At 61.4% G+C, this 19,273-nt stretch carries 25 protein-coding genes and 2 tRNA genes; 18 read left to right on the top strand and 9 right to left on the bottom strand.

Annotated elements, in window-relative coordinates:
* The first annotated feature begins 33 nt into the window (after positions 1-33).
* From CEG14_RS15025 to CEG14_RS15005, 5 genes are all read left to right on the top strand, one after another.
* Positions 34-1,125: a TRAP transporter substrate-binding protein gene (locus tag CEG14_RS15025; RefSeq protein ID WP_094827127.1), complete on the top strand. Its 1,092-nt coding sequence runs from the start codon at positions 34-36 to the stop codon at positions 1,123-1,125.
* Positions 1,126-1,331: 206 nt separating this feature from the next.
* Positions 1,332-1,955 carry a TRAP transporter small permease subunit gene (locus CEG14_RS15020; protein ID WP_094827126.1) on the top strand — a complete coding sequence of 208 codons (624 nt, stop codon included), beginning with the start codon at positions 1,332-1,334 and terminating at the stop codon, positions 1,953-1,955.
* Positions 1,956-1,957: 2 nt separating this feature from the next.
* On the top strand, positions 1,958-3,628 hold the full coding sequence (locus tag CEG14_RS15015; protein ID WP_094827125.1) for a TRAP transporter large permease: 1,671 nt from the start codon (positions 1,958-1,960) through the stop codon (positions 3,626-3,628).
* A 23-nt stretch (positions 3,629-3,651) separates the two neighbouring features.
* A complete protein-coding gene (locus tag CEG14_RS15010; RefSeq protein ID WP_094827124.1) occupies positions 3,652-4,302 on the top strand; it encodes a phosphoribosylanthranilate isomerase in 651 nt (216 codons plus the stop codon).
* 101 nt (positions 4,303-4,403) lie between these two features.
* Positions 4,404-4,480 (top strand) — tRNA-Val (locus tag CEG14_RS15005).
* A 154-nt stretch (positions 4,481-4,634) separates the two neighbouring features.
* On the opposite strand, the gene CEG14_RS15000 is transcribed toward CEG14_RS15005, so the two are convergent.
* From CEG14_RS15000 to CEG14_RS14985, 4 genes are all read right to left on the bottom strand, one after another.
* A complete protein-coding gene (locus tag CEG14_RS15000; RefSeq protein WP_179280605.1) occupies positions 4,635-5,876 on the bottom strand; it encodes a tyrosine-type recombinase/integrase in 1,242 nt (413 codons plus the stop codon).
* 13 nt (positions 5,877-5,889) lie between these two features.
* Entirely contained in the window at positions 5,890-6,153 is a 264-nt protein-coding gene (locus CEG14_RS14995) for a helix-turn-helix transcriptional regulator (protein WP_256985722.1), read from the bottom strand.
* A gap of 61 nt (positions 6,154-6,214) precedes the next feature.
* Positions 6,215-6,478: a hypothetical protein gene (locus tag CEG14_RS14990; protein ID WP_094827122.1), complete on the bottom strand. Its 264-nt coding sequence runs from the start codon at positions 6,476-6,478 to the stop codon at positions 6,215-6,217.
* Positions 6,475-7,431, bottom strand: coding sequence for a ParB/RepB/Spo0J family partition protein (locus tag CEG14_RS14985; RefSeq protein ID WP_094827121.1), 957 nt, complete (start codon positions 7,429-7,431; stop codon positions 6,475-6,477). The genes CEG14_RS14990 and CEG14_RS14985 overlap by 4 nt, the downstream gene beginning before the upstream one ends.
* 59 nt (positions 7,432-7,490) lie before the next feature.
* On the opposite strand from CEG14_RS14985, the gene CEG14_RS14980 reads away from it, so the two are divergent.
* Positions 7,491-7,736 carry a hypothetical protein gene (locus CEG14_RS14980; protein ID WP_094827120.1) on the top strand — a complete coding sequence of 82 codons (246 nt, stop codon included), beginning with the start codon at positions 7,491-7,493 and terminating at the stop codon, positions 7,734-7,736.
* A 20-nt stretch (positions 7,737-7,756) separates the two neighbouring features.
* On the opposite strand, the gene CEG14_RS14975 is transcribed toward CEG14_RS14980, so the two are convergent.
* Complete coding sequence (locus tag CEG14_RS14975) at positions 7,757-8,038, bottom strand: hypothetical protein (RefSeq protein WP_094827119.1); 282 nt, start codon at positions 8,036-8,038, stop codon at positions 7,757-7,759.
* A 39-nt stretch (positions 8,039-8,077) separates the two neighbouring features.
* Positions 8,078-8,151 (bottom strand) — tRNA-Gly (locus CEG14_RS14970).
* A gap of 156 nt (positions 8,152-8,307) precedes the next feature.
* On the opposite strand from CEG14_RS14970, the gene CEG14_RS14965 reads away from it, so the two are divergent.
* The 3 genes from CEG14_RS14965 (at position 8,308) to CEG14_RS14955 (ending at position 11,295) form a co-directional block, all read left to right on the top strand.
* The gene (locus CEG14_RS14965; RefSeq protein WP_094827118.1) at positions 8,308-8,988 is read left to right on the top strand and encodes a hypothetical protein; all 681 of its coding nucleotides are present in this window, start codon (positions 8,308-8,310) and stop codon (positions 8,986-8,988) included.
* Positions 8,989-9,123: 135 nt separating this feature from the next.
* Positions 9,124-9,636, top strand: a complete 513-nt coding sequence (locus CEG14_RS14960) for a HEPN domain-containing protein (protein ID WP_306437029.1) — start codon at positions 9,124-9,126, stop codon at positions 9,634-9,636.
* Positions 9,637-9,648: 12 nt separating this feature from the next.
* Positions 9,649-11,295, top strand: a complete 1,647-nt coding sequence (locus CEG14_RS14955; protein ID WP_094827116.1) for an ATP-binding protein — start codon at positions 9,649-9,651, stop codon at positions 11,293-11,295.
* Positions 11,296-11,646: 351 nt separating this feature from the next.
* On the opposite strand, the gene CEG14_RS14950 is transcribed toward CEG14_RS14955, so the two are convergent.
* The gene (locus CEG14_RS14950; protein ID WP_094827115.1) at positions 11,647-12,654 is read right to left on the bottom strand and encodes an XRE family transcriptional regulator; all 1,008 of its coding nucleotides are present in this window, start codon (positions 12,652-12,654) and stop codon (positions 11,647-11,649) included.
* Positions 12,655-12,717: 63 nt separating this feature from the next.
* Here CEG14_RS14950 and CEG14_RS14945 point away from each other — a divergent pair, with 63 nt between their 5' ends.
* The gene (locus CEG14_RS14945; RefSeq protein WP_094827114.1) at positions 12,718-12,972 is read left to right on the top strand and encodes a transcriptional regulator; all 255 of its coding nucleotides are present in this window, start codon (positions 12,718-12,720) and stop codon (positions 12,970-12,972) included.
* Positions 12,973-12,980: 8 nt separating this feature from the next.
* Here CEG14_RS14945 and CEG14_RS14940 read toward each other — a convergent pair whose 3' ends face one another.
* Positions 12,981-13,463, bottom strand: a complete 483-nt coding sequence (locus CEG14_RS14940) for a hypothetical protein (protein ID WP_094827113.1) — start codon at positions 13,461-13,463, stop codon at positions 12,981-12,983.
* Positions 13,464-13,612: 149 nt separating this feature from the next.
* On the opposite strand from CEG14_RS14940, the gene CEG14_RS14935 reads away from it, so the two are divergent.
* From CEG14_RS14935 to CEG14_RS14905, 7 genes are all read left to right on the top strand, one after another.
* A complete protein-coding gene (locus tag CEG14_RS14935; protein WP_094827112.1) occupies positions 13,613-14,059 on the top strand; it encodes a phage regulatory CII family protein in 447 nt (148 codons plus the stop codon).
* Between the two features lie 185 nt (positions 14,060-14,244).
* Positions 14,245-14,631, top strand: a complete 387-nt coding sequence (locus tag CEG14_RS14930; RefSeq protein WP_143277221.1) for a hypothetical protein — start codon at positions 14,245-14,247, stop codon at positions 14,629-14,631.
* Positions 14,632-14,642: 11 nt separating this feature from the next.
* Positions 14,643-15,077 (top strand): DUF1364 domain-containing protein, encoded by a 435-nt coding sequence (locus CEG14_RS14925; RefSeq protein WP_256985721.1) that lies wholly within the window; start codon positions 14,643-14,645, stop codon positions 15,075-15,077.
* The gene (locus tag CEG14_RS14920) at positions 15,074-15,916 is read left to right on the top strand and encodes a helix-turn-helix domain-containing protein (RefSeq protein WP_094827109.1); all 843 of its coding nucleotides are present in this window, start codon (positions 15,074-15,076) and stop codon (positions 15,914-15,916) included. The genes CEG14_RS14925 and CEG14_RS14920 overlap by 4 nt, the downstream gene beginning before the upstream one ends.
* Entirely contained in the window at positions 15,888-16,640 is a 753-nt protein-coding gene (locus CEG14_RS14915) for a hypothetical protein (RefSeq protein WP_143277220.1), read from the top strand. The genes CEG14_RS14920 and CEG14_RS14915 overlap by 29 nt, the downstream gene beginning before the upstream one ends.
* An 8-nt stretch (positions 16,641-16,648) precedes the next feature.
* Positions 16,649-17,056 (top strand): putative PDDEXK endonuclease, encoded by a 408-nt coding sequence (locus tag CEG14_RS14910; RefSeq protein WP_094827560.1) that lies wholly within the window; start codon positions 16,649-16,651, stop codon positions 17,054-17,056.
* Positions 17,056-17,700 carry a hypothetical protein gene (locus CEG14_RS14905; protein WP_094827107.1) on the top strand — a complete coding sequence of 215 codons (645 nt, stop codon included), beginning with the start codon at positions 17,056-17,058 and terminating at the stop codon, positions 17,698-17,700. The genes CEG14_RS14910 and CEG14_RS14905 overlap by 1 nt, the downstream gene beginning before the upstream one ends.
* 93 nt (positions 17,701-17,793) lie before the next feature.
* On the opposite strand, the gene CEG14_RS25775 is transcribed toward CEG14_RS14905, so the two are convergent.
* Entirely contained in the window at positions 17,794-18,852 is a 1,059-nt protein-coding gene (locus CEG14_RS25775) for a hypothetical protein (RefSeq protein ID WP_179280563.1), read from the bottom strand.
* Between CEG14_RS25775 and CEG14_RS14895 the strand changes: the two genes are divergently transcribed.
* Positions 18,752-19,168, top strand: a complete 417-nt coding sequence (locus CEG14_RS14895) for an HNH endonuclease (protein ID WP_306437028.1) — start codon at positions 18,752-18,754, stop codon at positions 19,166-19,168. The two genes, CEG14_RS25775 and CEG14_RS14895, sit on opposite strands and share 101 nt — an antisense overlap.
* Positions 19,169-19,273: the final 105 nt, after the last annotated feature.

Raw genomic sequence — 19,273 nt, 5'->3', positions numbered from 1 at the left:
TGCAAGGCCCTTCCCATACCCAGGAGACTAGCAATGCAACGCCGTTCCTTCCTCAAGAAGGCCGCGCTTGGCGCCGCCGCGGGGGGCGCGACCCTCGCGGCTCCCGCAATCGCCCAGGATGCCCCCGCCATCAACTGGCGCCTCGCCTCCAGCTTTCCCCGCAGCGCCGACGCCATCTACACCGGCGGCGAAAACTTCGCCAAGTACGTGAGCGAAGCCACCGGCGGCAAATTCCAGATCCGCGCCTTCCCGGCCGGCGAAATCGTCCCGGCCCTGCAGGTGCTCGACGCGGTGCAGAACGGCACCATCGAGTGCGGCCACACCGCCTCCTACTACTATTTCGGCAAGGATCCGGCGCTGTGCTTCGACGCCGCGGTCCCGTTCGGCCTGAACACGCGCCAGATGAACGCCTGGATGCGCCACGGCGACGGCCTCAAGCTCACGCGTGAGCTGTTCAAGAAATACAAGGTCGTGAATTTCCCCTGCGGCTACACCGGCACCCAGATGGGCGGCTGGTTCCGCAACGAGATCAAGTCCGTGGATGACCTGAAGGGCCTGAAGTTCCGCTGCTCGGCCTTCGCCGGGGCGGTGCTGTCGCGCCTGGGCGTGGTGCCGCAGCAGATCGCCGGCGGCGACATCTACCCGGCGCTCGAGAAGGGCACGATCGACGGCGCCGAATGGATCGGCCCCTACGACGACGAGAAGCTCGGCTTCCACAAGGTGGCGCGCAACTACTACTTCCCGGGCTGGTGGGAAGGCACGCTGCAGGTCTCGGCCTACGTCAACGAAGACGCCTACGAGAAGCTGCCCAAGCACTATCAGGCGATTCTGGCCCAGGCCTCGGCCGCCGCCACCAACGACATGATCGCCAAGTACGACGCGGAAAACCCGGCTGCGCTGCGCCGCCTGGTCGCCGACGGCGCCGTGCTCAAGGCCTTCCCGAAGTCGGTGATGGACGCGTGCTACGCCGAGTCGCTGAAGCTCTACCAGGAGTACGCCGCAAAAGACGCCATGTTCAAGAAGCTGTACGAGAGCATGGTCGCCTTCCGCGACAACGAAATCCCGTGGTTCCGCGTCGCTGAAGGCAGCTACGACGGTTTCATGGGAACCATCGGCCGCAAGTAAAGCGGGCGAGCCGGGCATGATTCCGGCGCCGGGCGGGCTTACAGGCTAAAATCCTGGGCTTTGCCCGGCGCGGACACTGCCAAAAGCGGTGCTGTGGGGGGCCTCCTCCAGCACGCGGGCAGCAATCTGGCCACCCCAAAGCGGTCGCGTGTCGAATCGGTGTGCGCTTACCTGTGCGCAACACCTAACAAAGCCTATCTCCCATCATGAAAGCCTTACTCGCCTTGTCGCGCGCCATCGACGCGCTGAACCAGCGGGTTGGACGCGCCGTGACCTGGGTGACCTTGCTGGTGGTGCTGGTCAGTGCCGGTAACGCAATCGTGCGCAAGGTCTTCCACACGAGCTCCAACGCCTGGCTCGAACTCCAGTGGTACATGTTCGGCGCGATGTTCCTGCTCACCGCCGGCTATACCCTGCTTAAAAACGAACATGTGCGCGTCGACATCCTGTCGTCGCGCCTGCCGCGCAACAAACAGATCTGGATCGAGATCTTCGGGGTGCTGTTCTTCCTGCTCCCGGCATGCATCCTGATCATGTACCTGTCGTGGCCCGTCTTTGTCGATTCCTATGTCAGCAACGAACAGTCGTCGAACACCGGCGGCCTGATCCGCTGGCCCGTCAAGCTGCTGATCCCCGTGGGCTTCGGCCTGCTGGTGCTGGCCGGCATCTCGCACCTGATCAAGTGCATCGGTTTCCTGCGCGGCCTGTGCCCGGATCCGATCGCGCGCGAGGGCGCCAAGACCGCAGAGCAACTGCTGGCCGAAGAGATTGCCCGTGAAGCGCTCGCGCGCGAAGCGGCCCAGACACAACAAAACCAACAAGGGCGCTGATCATGGAGTTTCTCATCGCCAACCTGGCGCCGATCATGTTCGCGACGCTGGTGGTCTTCCTGCTGCTGGGTTTCCCGGTCGCATTCGCACTGGCCGCCAACGGCATTCTCTACGCGCTCGTCGGCATCGAGCTCGACCTGCTGAGCCCCTCGCTGTTCCAGGCGCTGCCGCAGCGCGTGTTCGGCATCATCTCGAACGACACCCTGCTCGCGGTGCCATTCTTCACATTGATGGGGCTGGTGCTCGAACGTTCCGGCATGGCCGAAGACCTGCTCGAGACCATCGGCCAGGTGTTCGGTCCGCTGCGCGGCGGCCTCGCCATCGCCGTGGTGTTCGTGGGTGCCATGCTGGCCGCCACCACCGGCGTGGTGTCGGCGTCGGTCATCTCGATGGGCCTGATCTCGCTGCCCATCATGCTGCGCTACGGTTATGACCGCCGGCTAGCCAGCGGGGTGATCGCGGCCTCCGGCACGCTGTCGCAGATCATTCCGCCGTCGCTGGTGCTGATCATCCTGGCCGACCAGCTCGGCCGCTCGATCGGCGACATGTACCGCGCCGCCATGATCCCGGGCTTCCTGCTCGCGGGCTCCTACATCCTCTACATCGTCATCGTCTCGCTCATCAAGCCCTCGGCCGCGCCCGCGCTGCCTGAGGAGGCGCGCATCTACCGCGAGCCCAACGGCTCGCGCGGCGGCCGCTCGCTGCTGGTGCTGATGCTCGGCGCGACGGCCGCGGCCTATTTCCTGGGCCAGTGGATCGAGAACGACACGGCGCCGGTCGACGAGAAGGTCGTCGTCAGCCTGCTGCTGTGGGGCGTGGTCGCCTTCATCGTGGCCTCGGTGGACAAGGTCTTCAAGCTCAACATGCTGTCGCAGCTGGCGCAGCGCGTGGTGTTCGTGATGATCCCGCCGCTGTTCCTGATCTTCCTGGTGCTAGGCACGATCTTCATCGGCGTGGCCACGCCGACCGAAGGCGGCGCCATGGGCGCGGTGGGTGCCATCATCATGGCGTTGATCCGTCGCCGCCTGACGCTGGACCTGATGAAGCAGGCCATGGACACGACGACCAAGCTGTCGTGCTTCGTGGTGTTCATCCTGGTGGGTTCGACCGTCTTCGGCCTGACCTTCCGCGGCGTGAACGGCGACCTGTGGGTCGAGCACCTGCTGATCGGCCTGCCCGGCGGCGAGTGGGGCTTCCTGATCGTCGTCAGCGTGATGACCTTCGTGCTCGCGTTCTTCCTGGACTTCTTCGAGCTCGCGTTCATCATCGTGCCGCTGCTCGGTCCGGTGGCCGACAAGATGGGCATCGACCTGATCTGGTTCGGCATCATCCTGGCCGTGAACATGCAGACCTCGTTCATGCACCCGCCGTTCGGCTTCGCGCTGTTCTACCTGCGCTCGGTCGCGCCCAAGGATCCGTACAAGGACAAGGTCACCGGCAAGATCATCCAGCCGGTCACCACCGGCCAGATCTACTGGGGCTCGGTGCCGTTCATCGTGATCCAGCTGATCATGGTCGCCGCGGTCATGATCTTCCCGGGCATGGTGATGCACTACAAGGGCGAGCAGTCGAAAATCGATCCTTCCAGCGTGAAGATCGAGGTCGAAGGCGGCTATGGGACTAACATATACGGAACCGACAGCGAAGCCGATCCCGGCGCCGCGTTCAAGTAATCCCGTATTTGTAGAGCCGAAACATGCGTACCCGCGTCAAGATTTGTGGCCTGACCCGCGCCGCCGACATCGTTCATGCGGCGGGGGCGGGCGCGGACGCGATCGGCTTCGTGTTCTTTCCGGGCAGCAAGCGCCACGTCACCCCGGCACTCGCGGCGCAGCTGCGCCGTGAAGTGCCGGCCTTCGTCGACGTGGTCGCGCTGTTCGTGAACCCGCAGCCCGACGAGGTGCGTGCCGTGCTCGACCAGGTCGGCCCCGACCTGATCCAGTTCCATGGCGACGAAACGCCCGAACAGTGCGCGAGCTTCGCTCACCGCTACATGCGCGCGTTCCGCGCCGGTGCCCCCGGCCTCGAAACGCCCGCCGAGGTCTCGGCCGCGAGCCAACCCTTCAGCGCCGCCGCGGCGTGGCTCTACGACAGCTACAGCGCCGGCTTTGGCGGCAGCGGCCACGGCTTCGACTACAGCCTGCTGGCATCCGTGCAAGCCGACCCCGCCGCGCGTCCCGTGGTGCTGGCCGGTGGCCTCAACGCCGACAACGTCGGCGCCGCCATCGCCGCCGTGCGCCCCTGGGCCGTCGACGTCAGCAGCGGTGTCGAGTCCGCACCCGGCCAGAAGTCCGCCGACAAGATCGACGCCTTCATGCGCGCCGTCCGCGAGGCCGACGCAAAATAATTGAAGTTTTTTGGCGACCAGCTTGCACACGCCAAAAATTTTCTCTATAATCTTTTTCTTCGCTGCTGACACGCAAAAACAACGCGACAGCAACGGATTGCAGGCGGTTAGCTCAGATGGTTAGAGCGCTACGTTGACATCGTAGAGGTCGTTGGTTCGATTCCAATACCGCCTACCAAGAATTCCTGCAGGTGCTGCCCGGCAGCACAAAAAAAGCCCGCTAAGTCTATGACGTAGCGGGCTTTTTTGCATTTTCGATGCCTCGGCGTGCCAAGCGGGAACAATCCGGACCACCGGACGTTTTCGGGTACAGAATGGGTACAGCCAAAGTTTTATTGGGTACGGCCTTTGGCGGCACACTCATCGAGGAAATCAGACCACCATTGCATCATCTGCGCGCGCTCGTCTAGGTACGCCGCGTGGTTGTATGCGCGGCGGACCTGGTTGCGCTCCTTGTGGGCCAGCTGTCTTTCAATAGCATCCTCGCGCGCAACGTTCCGCTCATTGAGGATTGTCGACGCCAGACCGCGAAATCCGTGGCCGGTCTGCTTGTCCTCATATCCCATGATCTTGAGCGCCTTGTTGATCGTCTCTGAGCTCATGGGCGTGGTCGCTGGTCTTCGCATTCCGGGGAACATGAAGCGATGTCGGCCTGTGTATTGGGCTAGTTCATCGAACAGGTCCAGTACCTGACTGGAAAGGGGGATGATGTGCGGATCGCCCTTGAGCTTCGTCATGACAGTGCCTTTCATGCGGTGAGGCGGAATCAGCCAGACCCGCTCGGCGCGGTTCAACTCGCTCCATTCGCCCCATCGGAGTTCGTTGGTCCGAGGGAAGGTGCGCATCATGATCTGGATCGCGAGTCGAGTCTCTGGCCGCCCATGGTAATTCCTCACCCTCTCCAACAGCTCCGGCAACGTCGCAACGTCTACGTGCGGGAAATGTTCGACCGGCGGCTTTTCGTCCAGGAAGTCGATCAGGCCAGGCGTGACGTCAGCATGCACGCGGCCGGTGCCGACCGCGTAACGGAAAACGGAGCCAATTGAGCTCAGCACGCGCTCAGCCATGTCTCGCGCACCGCGAGCCTGGACAGCGAGCACCGCATCGAGCACCGCTTTGCCGCTGATGTTTCCGATACGGGTGCGGCCAAACCGCGGGTAGGCATTCGCCTTGAGGGAGTTCTCCATCCGCTCGTAGTACCCTTCGCTCCAGCCCCTACGACGCAGCGCAAGCCATTCCTCTGCCAAGGCCTGAAACGCATCCGCGGCGAGTCCATCCTCGCGCGGTTTCACGTTGGGCCTATCGGCGGGGTCGTCGCCCGCGGCGATTTTTGCCGCAGCTTCGGCGCGCATTCCGCGTGCGGCGGCCAGCGTCACCGCAGGGTAGCTGCCAAACGTCAGCGTGGACTCCTTGCCGGTCGAAGGGCGCATATACCGCATGCGCCAGGTTTTAGAGCCGTTGGGCTTCAGCAGCAAGTACAAGCCTCCGCCATCGGACAGCTTGTTCTTGCCGTCAGCGTTGAACGTGGCGCGCCGACAACGCACATCGGTTAGCGGCACAACGTATTTGGGCATCTGTCGGGTTCCCTTATTTGATGGTCGGGGCTTTGTAGCCGAGGGGATCGGCCAGCCAGTCGAGCACATCCTGACCACGCCAGGCCGTGCATGCGCCCGTGCGCTGCACTGGCTGGGGGGCGGTGCCGGCGTGGACGCGCTGGCGCCAAGTCTCGCGGGAATAGGGGATGCGGTCCGCAAAGTCATTCCAGCGATACAAGCCTTCGGGGCGGATCGCGTCTGCCGGAGCGCGGCCGGTGCGAATGCGGCCTTCTGCCGCTGCATTGGTAGTGTTCATGGGGGGGGGCTGTCAGGTGAGGGGAATGGGAAGAGGGGGGGGGCTGCCGCTGGGTGAGTCGCTACCCGCGCATGGCGGAAACTTGACCCGCGAAGGCGCGGGCGGGCGCGACAATATCGCGCGCCGTCCACCAGCTTCCGCGCTTCTTGGCGATACGCGTGTGAATGAGGCCGGAGTGAACAAAGGTCATGCGCAGCTCGCACCCGGTGGCCGAAACCAGGACGAACCCGGCGTCAGCGATGACGTAGCCCTCGAGCTGTTCATCGATGTGCCCGGCCAAAGCTGCGCGGACAGTTCGGCTGCTATCACGGTAAGTAATCGTCATGTGGGCGCGTGCTCCTCGCTTCCGTGATCCATTTCTTGTTGGGGCGGCGGACTGACCACACGGGAGCGATCACGCTCTTCCTGCCGCAGCCGAGCGGCCTGGACAGCGTCATGGGCGCTGAGCAGGTCGGCCAGTGCGCTGACCGGAACGTCGATTGTCTCGGGGGCTACGCGGCCCTCCCGCGCGTCGATCACCGCGGCACGATGATGATTGGTGAGCCCGGCCATAAACGCGTCCACTCCAGTGATGAGCGGTGCCACCACCTTTTTCGGCAGGGCTCGGCCGCGTATCGTGCCGGCGGTGACCCGGGCCTTGCCGCGCGCCTTCGCTTCCACCGCCTTGCCGGCGAGGTATTCGGCGGCGCCGTCGCCGTGCTGGCGCACACCATCGATCGCTACCTCGGCCGAGACTGTGCCGGCGCGCACCATGTCCTGAACGGCCGGAGGGGCGCACGCGAGAATGAGGTACGACTCGATGAGAGTGCGACTCTTGTGCGTGTGGCGCGCAATCTCGGCGACGTCCAGGCCCATTCGTAGGAACCTCAGGTAGCCGCGTGCTGCTTCCAGCGGCCGGAGCTTTGCGCTCTCGTTGCTCGTGTAGATCCGGGCATATCGGTCGATCTGATTGCCGGAGAAAGCCACGATCGAGACCCATTCGATCGGCGCGCCGCGCTGGATGGCAATGCCGTAGGCCGCGTGGCGGCGATGGCCGTCGACGAGCTCGACGCCGGACCCGTCCTGCTTCGCCACGACTTCCAGGGGTGGGAGCATGCCACCTGCCATGATGTAGTCGGCCAACTGGGCGATCCCGGCGTGATACTCGTCGTCGTGATCGCGGAGGTTGAATTCGGGCACGACGTGGATATCGCGGTAAAGCACTTTCATCGCGTCGGCGCGTTTGATCGTGCCGTCTCGAGTCATCGTCTTAAACGACGCAACGGTCGGTTGGGTCATGCTGACACCTGTTTGAGTGGGAAGGGGTACGATGGGGCCGACTACTGGAGGTGTCGGCAATGAAGAAAATCGTTTCGCCTGAGGACTTCGAGCGCATGCTGCGGAATGAGCACGTTCACCAAGGGATGGAGTGGGCGGGTGAACCGAAATTGCTGTGGGTGCCGGTTGACGACCGGCTGGCGCCCTTTTTCTTCGTGGAAGCCGAGGATCTTGAGGTCGCCGAGCGGATCGTTGGCGCGCTGGAGAAGGATTTCGCCACCGACCCCCCGTTCAAAGTCGGTTGCTGGCCGCAGGCGCGAAGCTGACGGGTCAATACGCTTGCGAGCTACCGCTGGGCCAGTTGGTCGAGATAGGGGTAGGCCGAAACCTCAGCGGTAACGGTGGGGCCATCGCGGTTCTGCCAGAGGCAGAGATAGGCCTGGGCATGGTGGTCGTACAGCAGGCGGCCGGACTTCCCGCAGGCCCTGGCGATGAGGGCTACGCGCCGTTCATCGTCTTTTGCGAAAAGCTGCCGATCCTTCACGCCGACAACGTTTCCCGCTGCGAAGGCGGCAGCGGTACAGACGAGCAGGGTCGCCGCGCCGGCAAGCGCGTTGAATCTGTGCATGATGGTTTTCCTTTTCGCCGATTGGCGAGGGGAGGGGAGTGGAGCGGGCTACGGGAATCGAACCCGTGTGGGCGGCTTGGAAGGCCGCAGCCTGACCACTCGGCCAAGCCCGCAGCGTGGGCGCTAGAGCGCGTCCCAAAAGTTGAAGAGGTCGATCAGTTCTTCGAAGAGCCTGGCGATCCATTGGGCCATCGTTACTCCTTAAGGCTTTAGCGCTGATCTTCGATCCCAGCTACCATGCACATCGGTCTAGTGAGGAGGGAAGGACGATGGAGAGCGAGCGGTTGTCTTGCCGCGCGATTGCAGAAATCTTTGGCGTCGCATTAGTTGTCGGAATCTTCGTACGGAATTACCCGACCCAGCCGGGCGACTGGGCGGGGTGGGTTCAGGCGTTCGGCTCAATTGGCGCACTGCGCGTCGCCATTTGGGTGTTTGAACGCCAGCGCGATGCAGATACGAAGAAAGCGGCCCTCGCTGAAATCGCCCAACAGCGAAACTTTTTGCTGGGAGTTAAAGCTGAGTTATCGGTAAACCTACAGCAGTACATGTCCTTGGTCGGGCGAACTGTCGAGAGTCAGCCGACTGGCGTGATAGCGATTCAATGGCCGACACCAGAAAAGCCCTTTCGCGTCTATGAGTCGACAGCGCACCTTCTTGGGACGCTGAATGATGATGACGTCCGCCGACGCGTGATTACCGCGTACAGTCTCTCTAGCGGTCTGTTGGAGACGTGGAACATGCACAATGAGTTGTCCCGTCGCTATGAAGAGCTCGATGAGGATGACCGGACGATGCGCAGCGTAGACTCTGCGAAGCGGAAAACGTCTCACTACCGAATTCTGTATCGCTACAGTGATGTACTCAGGAAGTATCAAACGCACGCTGAAGAGGGCCTGCGTGAAGCCATTGACGCGATCGAAGGGTGGGAGCAGCGTCACGTGGGCCTTTAGGGTGCGGTGTGCGGAGAGGATTTCGATCGCTCGGCCGTGTTGAAGAGATAGTCCAGGATTGACTACGTATAAACTCGCGCATAGGATTACAAAAAGTTTCAGAACGACCTTGTCCTCTTCTCGTCTCCACTGCCTATGCCTCGAATTACGGATAGCGAGCTCCTGTTGGTATCAAAATCCACTCAGGATGTTCTGAAAGCGTTCGCCCGCGGAGTAGAACTATCCGCGCGATCTGGAAAGTCGATTGCGGCGCTACAGATGAAAGTTGCGGAAGATCGGCTGCGGTTAGCAAGCCTTCATCTAAAGCAGGCGGCCGTTGCGGCAAGGGCGACGCAACCTCAGTATCGAGCCACAGTAAGTCGTGCGTACTATGCGATGTACCATGCAGCGCGCGCGGCAACTTACTTGTCCTATGGCGGCGACGACCATGAGAAGCATTCGGACCTTCCTGTAAAGTTCCCAGCCGATTTTCCTGACAGTGAGTTTTGGAGAAATCGGTTGAAGCTAGCGAGACTGGATCGAAACCGTGCGGACTACGACCCATATCCTAACGGCGACCTTAGCTTCAAGCACTCTGCGAAGGAGTGGCTCCAGGACGCCCGCGTTCTTGTGAAGAAGACCAGGGCTTACTTAGGTTCAAAGATTTAGGATTTGTGAGCTATGACAGCAGAAGACAGCACGAGAAGGCTGATTGACGAAGAGCTGCAACGCGCCGGCGTTCGGCCGGTGTCAGTACAGATCCGCACGTTTCCTGGAGAGGTGATCGCGATAATCGAAGTCGACAAGGACTACGAGGTCGCGTTAGCTGTAGCCGGACAAATAGATGAGAAGCTAGAGAACGGTTTCGTGACGGTACGGCAGACCAAACAGTCTGCTCCTCGCGCCGCGACGAAAGTATCTGGAGTTCATGATGGTCGCATCCCTGACCTGATTCGGCTCCTGAATGCTCGATCCCGCACCTCCGAAACTCAGCCTAGCTTGCGGTATATCGTGGACGCTGCTGAGCGCTTGAGTCTGGCCAGGTCACCGCGCCATCACCTCATTTTCGGACGGCGGGGGGTGGGGAAAACCGCGCTGCTCCTGGAGGCAAAACGCGTGCTCGAAGTTGAGGGAGCGCATGTTTTGTGGGTGAATATGCAATCATTGCGTGCGCTAGGGGCAACCCATGCGTTTCTAACGGTGGCGCTACGGGTATGTGACGTGCTTCTCGGCGGGTATGGAGCACGTTCTGAAGTCTCCCCTGCAATTGAATCGGTCAAACAGCTTCGCGGGCAGATTGAACAATGGTTTCAGCCATCTAGCGCTTCCCCCGGCGATGTAGCCATACTGGTGCCTCAGCTCCAGCAAGCGTGCGCGAGATTTTGCGTGCGGTCGAGTCCACTCTACATATTCTTAGACGATATCCATTACCTGCAAAGCGGAGATGTGCCGAAGTTTTTAGACCTGCTTCATGGCGTCACGCGTGACAACCCCGTGTGGCTCAAGGTGGCGGGGATCCAGCATCAGACGCGGTGGTTTATTCCTGATCCTCCCACCGGCCTGCAAACTGGGCACGATGCAACGATCATCAATTTGGATGTCACCCTAGAAGAGCCCGAAAAGGCAAAGATTTTTCTAGAACAGGTTCTGAGAGGATATATTGAGGAAACGGGCGCGACGCCTCTAAGTAACGTCGTAAGTGCTGCGGCACTGGATCGTTTGGTGCTGGCATCGGGAGGGGTGCCTCGTGACTTCTTAACGCTTTGCGCAGCATCCTTGCAGACAGCACGTCAGCGGGTCAACGCGAAGACTGTTGGCGTGCAAGATGTGAACAATGCCGCTGGGCTCGTTAGCCAGACAAAACAACAAGAACTCGAGGATGATGCCGCAGCGACTTCCGGGCGATCTGCGGTTCTTGTCGCGTCTTTGAATGTGGTGCGCGAATTCTTGCTTACTGAGGAACAGATCACCTTCTTCCGCATTGAGTTTCGGGACAAGGAGACACATCAACCGGAGTACCGGGCATTGCAGGCTTTAGCGGACCTGCGGATGATTCACTTGATTAACGCTAGCCTGTCGGATAACCATCAAGCTGGCCAGCGGTCGGAGGTCTATCTCCTAGATTTAAGTCAGTACTCGGGTTCTCGACTGAAGCAAAATCTTTCGGTGCTTGACTTCGAAAAGGGGCATATCGTGCTGAAAAGAACGAGAAGTTCCGAGCCTTCACGAGTTGGCGATTCGGTCCTAAAGCTGGTATCGCTCTTGCGTCGAGCTCCGCTTTTCAGCCTTGCCAAACTGACCGAGTCCATTGATGAGATGGAGCACTGACTGGTTGATCTAAACCTGCGTGTGGCTCAGCACGAGTGGCAGCACGAAGAGCTTGGGCGTGCCGGGGTTATCGTCGCCACGCCCGGCTGGGCGTTGCCTGCGCTGTGGGCGCGGGCACGCAGGGTCCTTGGACGCGCTTGCGCCAGGTTGTCCTGTTTCGCCCTTCCTCCTTCTCGGGGGCGGGCGGTCTCAGTTGTTAAAGAGCAGTTGATGGGGTGAATATTAAGCATATCGCTTATGAAAAGCAAGCGTTTCGCTTAAATTTATAAAGCGAAACGCTTGTTGTACGAGTTAGGGCAAAAAAAAGCCGCCCGGCATGGGGCGGCGGTCTAGGGCTGGGGGATGTGCAGCCTACGGCTCTATGAGCTGGCTCGGCGGCACCACGGCGCATATCGGATGCACGCTGACAAGGGCCGATCCAGGGATGCTCATTCGGACCTCGCCGTTCACCGACATGACTTCAATGTCTCGAGTTCGGGGATGATGAAACAGCAATTCTTTCGCCATCTTCCTTCCGTCTTCTAGCTGAAGCACCACGTACTCGCCAGGCGTGGGAGTGCCGCTCGGCTCCACAACGATGTACCAGCCATTCCGAATCGCTGGCTTCATGCTATCTCCGCGAACCTTCAGCACGTAGGCATTCGGATCCTTGGATTTGTAGCGGATGTAGCCATCGCCGTGGCCGGCAGGGTACTCCAGCATCTCGTAAAAGCCGTTTTCGCCCAGTTGGGCGGTCCCTATGACGGGAATCATGCGGTCTGCTTGGTAAGGGCCGATGTACGCCACGCCATCGCTCTCTGTCCCAACCGCGAGCCCTCCTCCCTTCATGAGGGTCGCCGCGATTTCGCCGAAGCCTTTTCCTACCAAATCTGTGAGCGCCCCTTCGGGCAGCCGAAGAGCTGCGGCGATCAACTTCAAAGATCCACCCGGCACGCTCTCGTCCTTCTCGATCGCCTCAATCTCGCGCGCAGATAAGTTTGCGGCATCGCCGAGATTCTCGACAGTCATTCCCCGAAGCATGCGCAGGGTCTGGATCACAAAGCCAATCCGACCGGCATGCCCCTCTCCCAAGGCAGCTTCCGCTTGGCGCGCGTGTTCGGTGTCCATCCAGCCCGCTGGCTTCGCCATGCCGGCCTCCAGCTTGCGTGCGGCTGCTGTCCCCAAGTTGCGAGCCTTCCCGGTTTTTCTATCTACAGCGCGGCTCCGGATCTGACTCAAATATACGGGCGACAGGCCGGCGCGCTCGGCCAAACGCTCAGCGGTACCGGCCTCCGAGACCAGGTGCTCTAGATTCTCAAGGCGAATTTCTGCAACGGCTTTCATGAGGGCATTTGATAGCAAATCGCTAAACAGAGGCATGAGCGATTCGCTTGACTGTTATTAAGCGATTCGCTAAAGTTCGCTTCATCTTTATGAGGCGCTATGAACCTATCTGAATATCTTGGCGCGCAGCGCGGGCGCCAATCTCGGCTGGCGGTGGCCATTCGATGTCACTCGGTGCAGATATACCAATGGGCCAACGGGGTAAGGCAGGTGCCGATCGGGCGTTGCCTGGAGATTGAGCGCGCAACCGAAGGCGCGGTATCGCGCCGCGACCTCCGCCCCGACGACTGGCAGCGCATCTGGCCCGAGCTGGCCACGGTCAACGCGTCGGCCGACGACCAGGCAAACGCATGATGAAACCTTCAATCCGGCGCGGCCAAACTGATCTTGCAGGCGGGGCATTCGAGGTGATAGGACCCCGCGCCGACGCGGAACCTACGTTGCAGCACGACCTTGTGCTTTCCCCCGCCATCGAAGCACTGCTGGCAGATGTAGTGATCCGGCTCCGGGAGAGTTGGATCAGCGGCCCCGCCCAGTGCTGGGGTGCCATTCACCCGATATGCAAACTGGCCGTTGGGCAGTCTGAAAAGCGAGTAGCGGTCGCGCTCTGCGAGGGCTTCTCGCAATTCTCGCAATTCTTGTGCGGTCTCGAAGTGCTCCTGTTGCAGCGCGAGAAGGGCAGCGCTGAGTTCGAACAGACGCTGCTGAGCGTCGAGAAGCTGTTCGTTCATGGCCCCAACTATTTCCTGCGCCTTGGCATCGTCCCGGAGGGCAACCGCGCCCCTGCCGAGAGAGATGGCGGCGTTGATCGAAGTGAGAGCAGTGCCGACGAGCGACAGGTCCATGCGTCTTCCTTGGAATTGGGAGTAGGTGACGAAAACGCCACTGATTCTACGGCTACCAAGGTGCAGATTGGTCCGATTGATGTGAGTTGAGTCCATAGCCGAATGCTAGGACTGGGCTTCAGAAATAAATACGTTCAGGGACAAAGCAAATGAACATCATCACCGCGGCGGACTTGACCGTGCATGAGTACAAGGGCGGCAGCGAGTCGCTGGGGCCGCTGGTCGGAATCTCGGCTGCCGTCCTGCGCAACAAGGTCAACCCGAACAACACCACTCACCACCTGAGCCTGTCCGAAGCGGACCGGCTCATGCGCATGACCGACGATCACCGCATCCTCGCGGCCCTTGCGCACTCGCACGGATTCTTGCTGGTGAAGGCGCCTACGACCTGCCGCGGGGAAACCGACATGTCGGTCCTGGAGCAAGTTGTTGGCTTCATGGTTGCCAGCGGCGCCTACGGCCAGGAGATCCACAAGGCGCTCTCGGATGGGGGCGTGGACAGCGCTGAGCTGGCACGCATCCGTGAGGCCGGTGCAGGCGTCATGACGGCCGTGGGCCAGATCAACACGCGGCTCGAAGGGATGGCCGAACAATGACGCGCGCTGGACTATTTGACCGGAAGGGTGGGGCGCTCGCTCGTTTGGCTGGGCAGCTCTGCACGCGGACCGACTTTCAGCGATGGGTTGAGTCCGTCGCGGGCGGCACGCCTTGCGGCGTGTCTGGCGCGGGCAATGCGGCGGATTACGTGCGCCGCGTCTGCGGCGTCTCCAGCCGAGCTGAGTTGGACCACCGCCCGGCTGCAGCTGCAGCTTTCCACGAGAAGGTTCGCCGGCCGTTCCTCGCACATGTGGATGCGAAGCAAACCGCCTGGGCTACGGACCGCGCTCCGCGTGCGCGTGTCCTGTATTGCGGGTTCGAGCTGAATGCGGATGGCAACCAGGCCGCGCGCGGCTTGATCCTGAACGCGCGCCATGGGATCGGTCTTCATGAGCTGGGCAAGACCTTGGAGGCCTACATGGTGCCGGTTGAACCCTGGAAGGGCGTCAAGGCAGAGCAGGCCGCTCGCGCCGCCGCCGAGGATGCGTTGTGGCGTGCTGAGCAGGCTGGCGTATTGCGCAAGAGCCATCGCGGCATGACCGGCGCGCAGGTGTGGAAGCGCGTGAAATGAAGCGGAGCCCGATGAAGCGCGGCAAGCCGCTCGAGCGCAAGACCCCGATGGCGCCGCCGCGGGCCGCGATGAAGGCGCGCCGCTCAGGCAAGCGCAAGACCAAGACCGTTTACCGCAACCACTCGCTGCTGGGCATGGCAGAAGGCGAGAAGTGCCTCTTGCGCGTTCCCAGCTGGTGCCAGGGCGGGACGGAGACCACCGTGGCGTGCCATTCCAACCAGGCGCGCCATGGCAAGGGCGGCTGGCTGAAGGCGCACGACTGGGCCATCGCCTTCGGTTGCTACGGCTGCCACACCTATCTGGACCAATCGACAGCGCCCGCCGAAGACAAGGCGGCCGCGTTCGACCTGGGCCTTTCACGAACCCGTCTGCGGTTGATCGAGCTGGGCGCCTGGCCCGCCGAAGCCGAGACGGCCTATCAACAGATGTACGGAGAGTCGCCATGAGCGTACAGGCGATGACATGGGCATTGGGGCAGCAGGTAGTGACGGAAGCTTCCGCACGCCATGTGCTTCTGTGCCTCGCCAACTATGCAGGGCCGGACGGGAAGGGGGCCTTTCCCTCTGTCGCGACCCTGTGCACTGACACGGGCCTTTCGGCGCGCACGGTGCAGAGCAAGCTTCGAGAGCTGGAGAAGCAGGGGATCATCAGCCGCGGGAACCAGCAGCTGGTCAGCGCCTACATTCGTCGTGCCGATCAGCGTCCGGTCTGCTACGACATCGATCTGTCACGGGGTGCAATGGCTGCACCCCGCGTGGAACATTCCGGGGGCGTTGAACGGGGTGCGATGGCTGCACCCCGTGTCGAACGGGGTGCAAATGACGACGCCACGGGGTGCAATCTACGACACGACGGGGTGCAAATGACGACCGAACGGGGTGCAGCAGCTGCACCCGATCCGTCAATGAACCATAAAGGAACCGTTAAAGAACAAAAGAGCGCGCGCAAGCGCTCGCCGGGATTCGATCCGCTGTCGATCGAGTTGCCGGGCTGGCTGGATGCCGACGACTGGGCCGATTGGGTGAAACACCGCGTCGAGCTTCGCAAGCCGATCACCGAGCTGGCTGCCCGTGAGCAGCTGCGGAGGCTGGCCGAGCTGCGCCAGGCTGGGCACGGACCGCGTGAGGTGATCCGCCACAGCATCGCAGCCGGATGGCAAGGCCTGTTCGCTCCGAACGGCATGCAGGCCACGGGCGGGGGCGCCAAGCGCTTCAACCCTTCCGCGTTCATCAACGGAAACAGCCGAGGAGGGAGCTATGACGAATCTCGCACGATCGACGTATGACATGGCCGCATGGTTTGCGCCCGTACCGAAGCTCGACAACGTCTCGCTCATCGTGCACCTCTGGAATCGCTTCAACGCGATGTATCCGGGGAAGTGGACGAAGGAGTTCACGGAGGAGAAGAGCATCACGGGGTGGCTGGAAGGCTGGGCAGAAGCGTTTGTCGAAGATGGACTCACGCCCAACGACGTAGCGACGGGGCTGAGGGCATGCCGTCGCGTTTACGACTGGCCGCCCTCGCTTTCCGAGTTCATGAAGCTGTGCCGGCCTTTCCTGATTCCGGAGAACGCCTTTCATGACGCAGTGCGCGGACTCGCCGCGCGGAAGCGGGGAGAGACCGGGCATTGGGCTCATCCCGCGATCTACTGGGCAACGGTGCGCATTGGCCGTCACGACATGGAGAACTGCGGCTATGCGGTGCTCAGGACGCGTTGGGAGTCGGCACTTTCGGAGGAGCTGTCTCGCGGCACCTGGGAGCCCGTGCCGGCGCCTGTGGCGGCGCTGCCTGCGCCTGACAAGACGGCTGTGACGGCGGAGCAGGCCGAGCGGGCTTTGAAGAAGCTCACCAGCGCTGCTGGCGCAGTCATTGGCGACCAGGGACGAGATCCGAAGCGGGGAGCAAAGCGCATCCTGGCGGAGATGGGCAGGAAGGGCGGTCGGCGCTACTCGCCTACCGTGGTGGCAATGGCGCGTCGCGCCATCGAACAATCGAACCCGGGGGCGTAGTGGGCCTGATGCAACGACAAAAGGGCGCTGCTTTCGAGCGCACTGTATCCAACATGCTCACGGAGGCGACCGGCACTACCTGGCGTCGGCGTGTCCGCAACCAAGCGAACGATAGCGACGTGATCGCCGACAACCCTGCGTACGCTCGAATCAGCATCGAGTGCAAGCATGCCAACACTCTGGCGCTGCCCGCGTGGTGGCGTCAAGCGCAAGCGCAGGCGGGGGCGCACGGCCTGCCCGTGCTCATCTTTCGCAAGACTGGGGGCCCGATCCGCGTGATGGTCGACGCACACCACATCAACAGCAGCCACTGGCCCGTTCTGGGCCGACACACGATCACGCTCGAATGGGAGCCCGCCATGCAATGGCTGCGCGAAAAGCTGCCCACGACCAGCAATTGCCCGGGGATTATCTGATGAACGCCACTCTTTCTATTGACATGCCGCGCCGCGCAGCGCGGGCGGTGCTGCGGCCGGCGCCCGAACCTCTGTTTCGAAGCGCACACGACGCGCTCGTGTTTGCCTTCAACTTCTCGCGGCAGCAGTACGATCGGCCGTTGATGAACCGTGTGGCCGCAGGGCCGCAGTCGTCTAGTGGCCTGGGCCTCTCGGGGTTGGACGGCGCGGGGCAGGCGGCGATGACGTTGGCCGAGCTGGGGCGTCTTTCACCCCTCGATCAGGCATTGCTCATTGCAGGCAAAGCGCCTCAGTCCGAGCCTTGCGGTTGCGGTGTGGCTTGCTGCTCGGGTCACAAGACCAATGGCGAATGGCTCGACGCTATCTCCGTTGTGACCACCGCGGCGATCGCTGGAGCTCTGTCGGGCTGCATCGTCAACCGTAGGCTCTGCGCCGGCTTGGTACAGAAGCACTTCGGGGCGAAGGTGTCTTTGATCGAGCTGGCGGAGCTGTGCCAGGTGGACCGACATACGGCGGGCACTCACAACGGCAGGATCAAGCGGTGGCTCTTCGGCGATGGCATGGGCGTGTTCAACCAGGCAATCAACGAACTGGAGCGCAGGCTGCTTGCATCAGGCGTAGTCGGCGACAAAGAAAGTTGTTGACCATACGCCAAAACATGGCGAGAATCCTGCCTTAACGGATACGGTGCATTATTGTGTCCAGCAAACCCGCCTGGCAAACGCAGGCGGGTTTTTTTATGCTCGACCAACTTGGGACCCGGTCGGGCGTCGTCCGAAGTACGGGCGAATGGTATCGAAAATCGGCAGCAATTTCCGTTCATTCGCGCGTTCCATCATGGTGATCTTCGTCAGTTCTTGGAAATTGACCGGCGCAAGAAAGTCTTCAGCGATCGAAAGAAATTCCCGCACTTCCGCAAACTTCGCAGGCATTCGCTGAACCGCGGACGATAACTCAGTTAGCTCCCGTCCTTTTACGTCTTCCACGTTCTTGATCCTCGCCACGGCATTCACCTTGCCCCGGAGGTCTGCATCTACGATGTTTGCTATTCGGGCAAACGTCTCTAGCGCTTGGACGCCGCGGACCTGCCCGACTACCTCGTTCACAAACCTAACTTTAGGGTTGCCGCTTATCTCCCTTTCGCGTTCAGACAACTGCCGTGGGCGCTTAATGGTGCCTCCTTCCCGGATGAGATTCCTGATCAAAGGCTCTGCACTCGCTTCCTGTCGGAACTCTTGACGGATAGCTTTGATAGGCGAGTAGACAAGCTTCAGCTCGCTCTCGAGTTTGTAAATGATGTCGAGAGATTCAGCGGCTTTCGATTGAAGGTCCGCCAGGGTTTGTTGTTTTTGAGCTTGCGCGAGGGTTGCATCAAACCGCTTAGCAAGCTCCACGAACTCCGCTCCGAGTTTGCGACGTCCGCAGACGTTGCCACAGACGGTTTCCCTTCCCGACTTGTCGGCTATCAAAAAACCCTTTTGATGGGGTTGATTGCAGCCATTAAGTCCGCAATGAAATGGCGGATTCGCAGGGACTCGGTACGCGCCGATGATATTAGAGAGCTCTCCGTCAGCTATCTGAAGAGCGGCACAGAAGCGTGGCCGATCCTCGATCTCCTTCACAGTTTGGAACCACAGATAGTCCGTGCGAGCAGTAAGGACGTTTCCATCGAAGTCGCGCTGAAATGCACCTGCCATGGGTACCTCGGTCAGAACGGTAGGAATTTGTAACGATAGCAGATGTGATTCCCTCGCTCGTTTCTCCATGCCCAAAATCGCCACGCTCAAGTCCGTCATCCCTACTTTGCGTCCGCAACTACGCGAACTGCAGACAGCCTCTTGGCGAGCGCATCGCCACACTGCTGCTCAACGAGGCTACGGCTACCGATGGCAGAAGGCCCGCGCCGCGTTCCTTTTGGCGAACCCTCTTTGCCGGTACTGCATCCGAGCGGGGCGGACCACGCCGGCTTCGGTCGTGGACCATATAGAAAGGCACGAAGGCGACGCGCAGCTGTTCTGGGATCGCGCGAATTGGCAGCCCCTCTGCAAGACCTGCCACGACGGCCTGAAGGCCCGCCAGGAGGCGCAGGAGGCCGCCGGCAGGGTCGGCTAGGGGGTGGGGGGGTAGGGAACCCCCACCCCCCAGGGGGTCTAGACCGACCGTTCCCTCACGCGCAGAAAATTTCCCGCTTTCGGGATTTGTTAACCGAGGTTGTTA

The sequence above is a fragment of the Bordetella genomosp. 1 genome (assembly GCF_002261335.1).
Taxonomy (GTDB): domain Bacteria; phylum Pseudomonadota; class Gammaproteobacteria; order Burkholderiales; family Burkholderiaceae_B; genus Bordetella.
Note: the sequence above shows the minus strand (reverse complement) of the source record. Positions and strands in the feature narration are given on the sequence as shown.

Excerpts from the sequence above, each read along its gene's own strand:
- CEG14_RS15025 (WP_094827127.1), top strand. The coding sequence starts at position 34 with ATGCAACGCCGTTCCTTCCTCAAGAAGGCCGCGCTTGGCGCCGCCGCG.
- CEG14_RS15020 (WP_094827126.1), top strand. The coding sequence starts at position 1,332 with ATGAAAGCCTTACTCGCCTTGTCGCGCGCCATCGACGCGCTGAACCAG.
- CEG14_RS15015 (WP_094827125.1), top strand. The coding sequence starts at position 1,958 with ATGGAGTTTCTCATCGCCAACCTGGCGCCGATCATGTTCGCGACGCTG.
- CEG14_RS15010 (WP_094827124.1), top strand. The coding sequence starts at position 3,652 with ATGCGTACCCGCGTCAAGATTTGTGGCCTGACCCGCGCCGCCGACATC.
- CEG14_RS15000 (WP_179280605.1), bottom strand. The coding sequence starts at position 5,876 with ATGCCCAAATACGTTGTGCCGCTAACCGATGTGCGTTGTCGGCGCGCC.
- CEG14_RS14995 (WP_256985722.1), bottom strand. The coding sequence starts at position 6,153 with ATGAACACTACCAATGCAGCGGCAGAAGGCCGCATTCGCACCGGCCGC.
- CEG14_RS14990 (WP_094827122.1), bottom strand. The coding sequence starts at position 6,478 with ATGACGATTACTTACCGTGATAGCAGCCGAACTGTCCGCGCAGCTTTG.
- CEG14_RS14985 (WP_094827121.1), bottom strand. The coding sequence starts at position 7,431 with ATGACCCAACCGACCGTTGCGTCGTTTAAGACGATGACTCGAGACGGC.
- CEG14_RS14980 (WP_094827120.1), top strand. The coding sequence starts at position 7,491 with ATGAAGAAAATCGTTTCGCCTGAGGACTTCGAGCGCATGCTGCGGAAT.
- CEG14_RS14975 (WP_094827119.1), bottom strand. The coding sequence starts at position 8,038 with ATGCACAGATTCAACGCGCTTGCCGGCGCGGCGACCCTGCTCGTCTGT.
- CEG14_RS14965 (WP_094827118.1), top strand. The coding sequence starts at position 8,308 with ATGGAGAGCGAGCGGTTGTCTTGCCGCGCGATTGCAGAAATCTTTGGC.
- CEG14_RS14960 (WP_306437029.1), top strand. The coding sequence starts at position 9,124 with ATGCCTCGAATTACGGATAGCGAGCTCCTGTTGGTATCAAAATCCACT.
- CEG14_RS14955 (WP_094827116.1), top strand. The coding sequence starts at position 9,649 with ATGACAGCAGAAGACAGCACGAGAAGGCTGATTGACGAAGAGCTGCAA.
- CEG14_RS14950 (WP_094827115.1), bottom strand. The coding sequence starts at position 12,654 with ATGCCTCTGTTTAGCGATTTGCTATCAAATGCCCTCATGAAAGCCGTT.
- CEG14_RS14945 (WP_094827114.1), top strand. The coding sequence starts at position 12,718 with ATGAACCTATCTGAATATCTTGGCGCGCAGCGCGGGCGCCAATCTCGG.
- CEG14_RS14940 (WP_094827113.1), bottom strand. The coding sequence starts at position 13,463 with ATGGACCTGTCGCTCGTCGGCACTGCTCTCACTTCGATCAACGCCGCC.
- CEG14_RS14935 (WP_094827112.1), top strand. The coding sequence starts at position 13,613 with ATGAACATCATCACCGCGGCGGACTTGACCGTGCATGAGTACAAGGGC.
- CEG14_RS14925 (WP_256985721.1), top strand. The coding sequence starts at position 14,643 with ATGAAGCGCGGCAAGCCGCTCGAGCGCAAGACCCCGATGGCGCCGCCG.
- CEG14_RS14920 (WP_094827109.1), top strand. The coding sequence starts at position 15,074 with ATGAGCGTACAGGCGATGACATGGGCATTGGGGCAGCAGGTAGTGACG.
- CEG14_RS14915 (WP_143277220.1), top strand. The coding sequence starts at position 15,888 with ATGACGAATCTCGCACGATCGACGTATGACATGGCCGCATGGTTTGCG.
- CEG14_RS14910 (WP_094827560.1), top strand. The coding sequence starts at position 16,649 with ATGCAACGACAAAAGGGCGCTGCTTTCGAGCGCACTGTATCCAACATG.
- CEG14_RS14905 (WP_094827107.1), top strand. The coding sequence starts at position 17,056 with ATGAACGCCACTCTTTCTATTGACATGCCGCGCCGCGCAGCGCGGGCG.
- CEG14_RS14895 (WP_306437028.1), top strand. The coding sequence starts at position 18,752 with ATGGGTACCTCGGTCAGAACGGTAGGAATTTGTAACGATAGCAGATGT.
- CEG14_RS25775 (WP_179280563.1), bottom strand. The coding sequence starts at position 18,852 with ATGACGGACTTGAGCGTGGCGATTTTGGGCATGGAGAAACGAGCGAGG.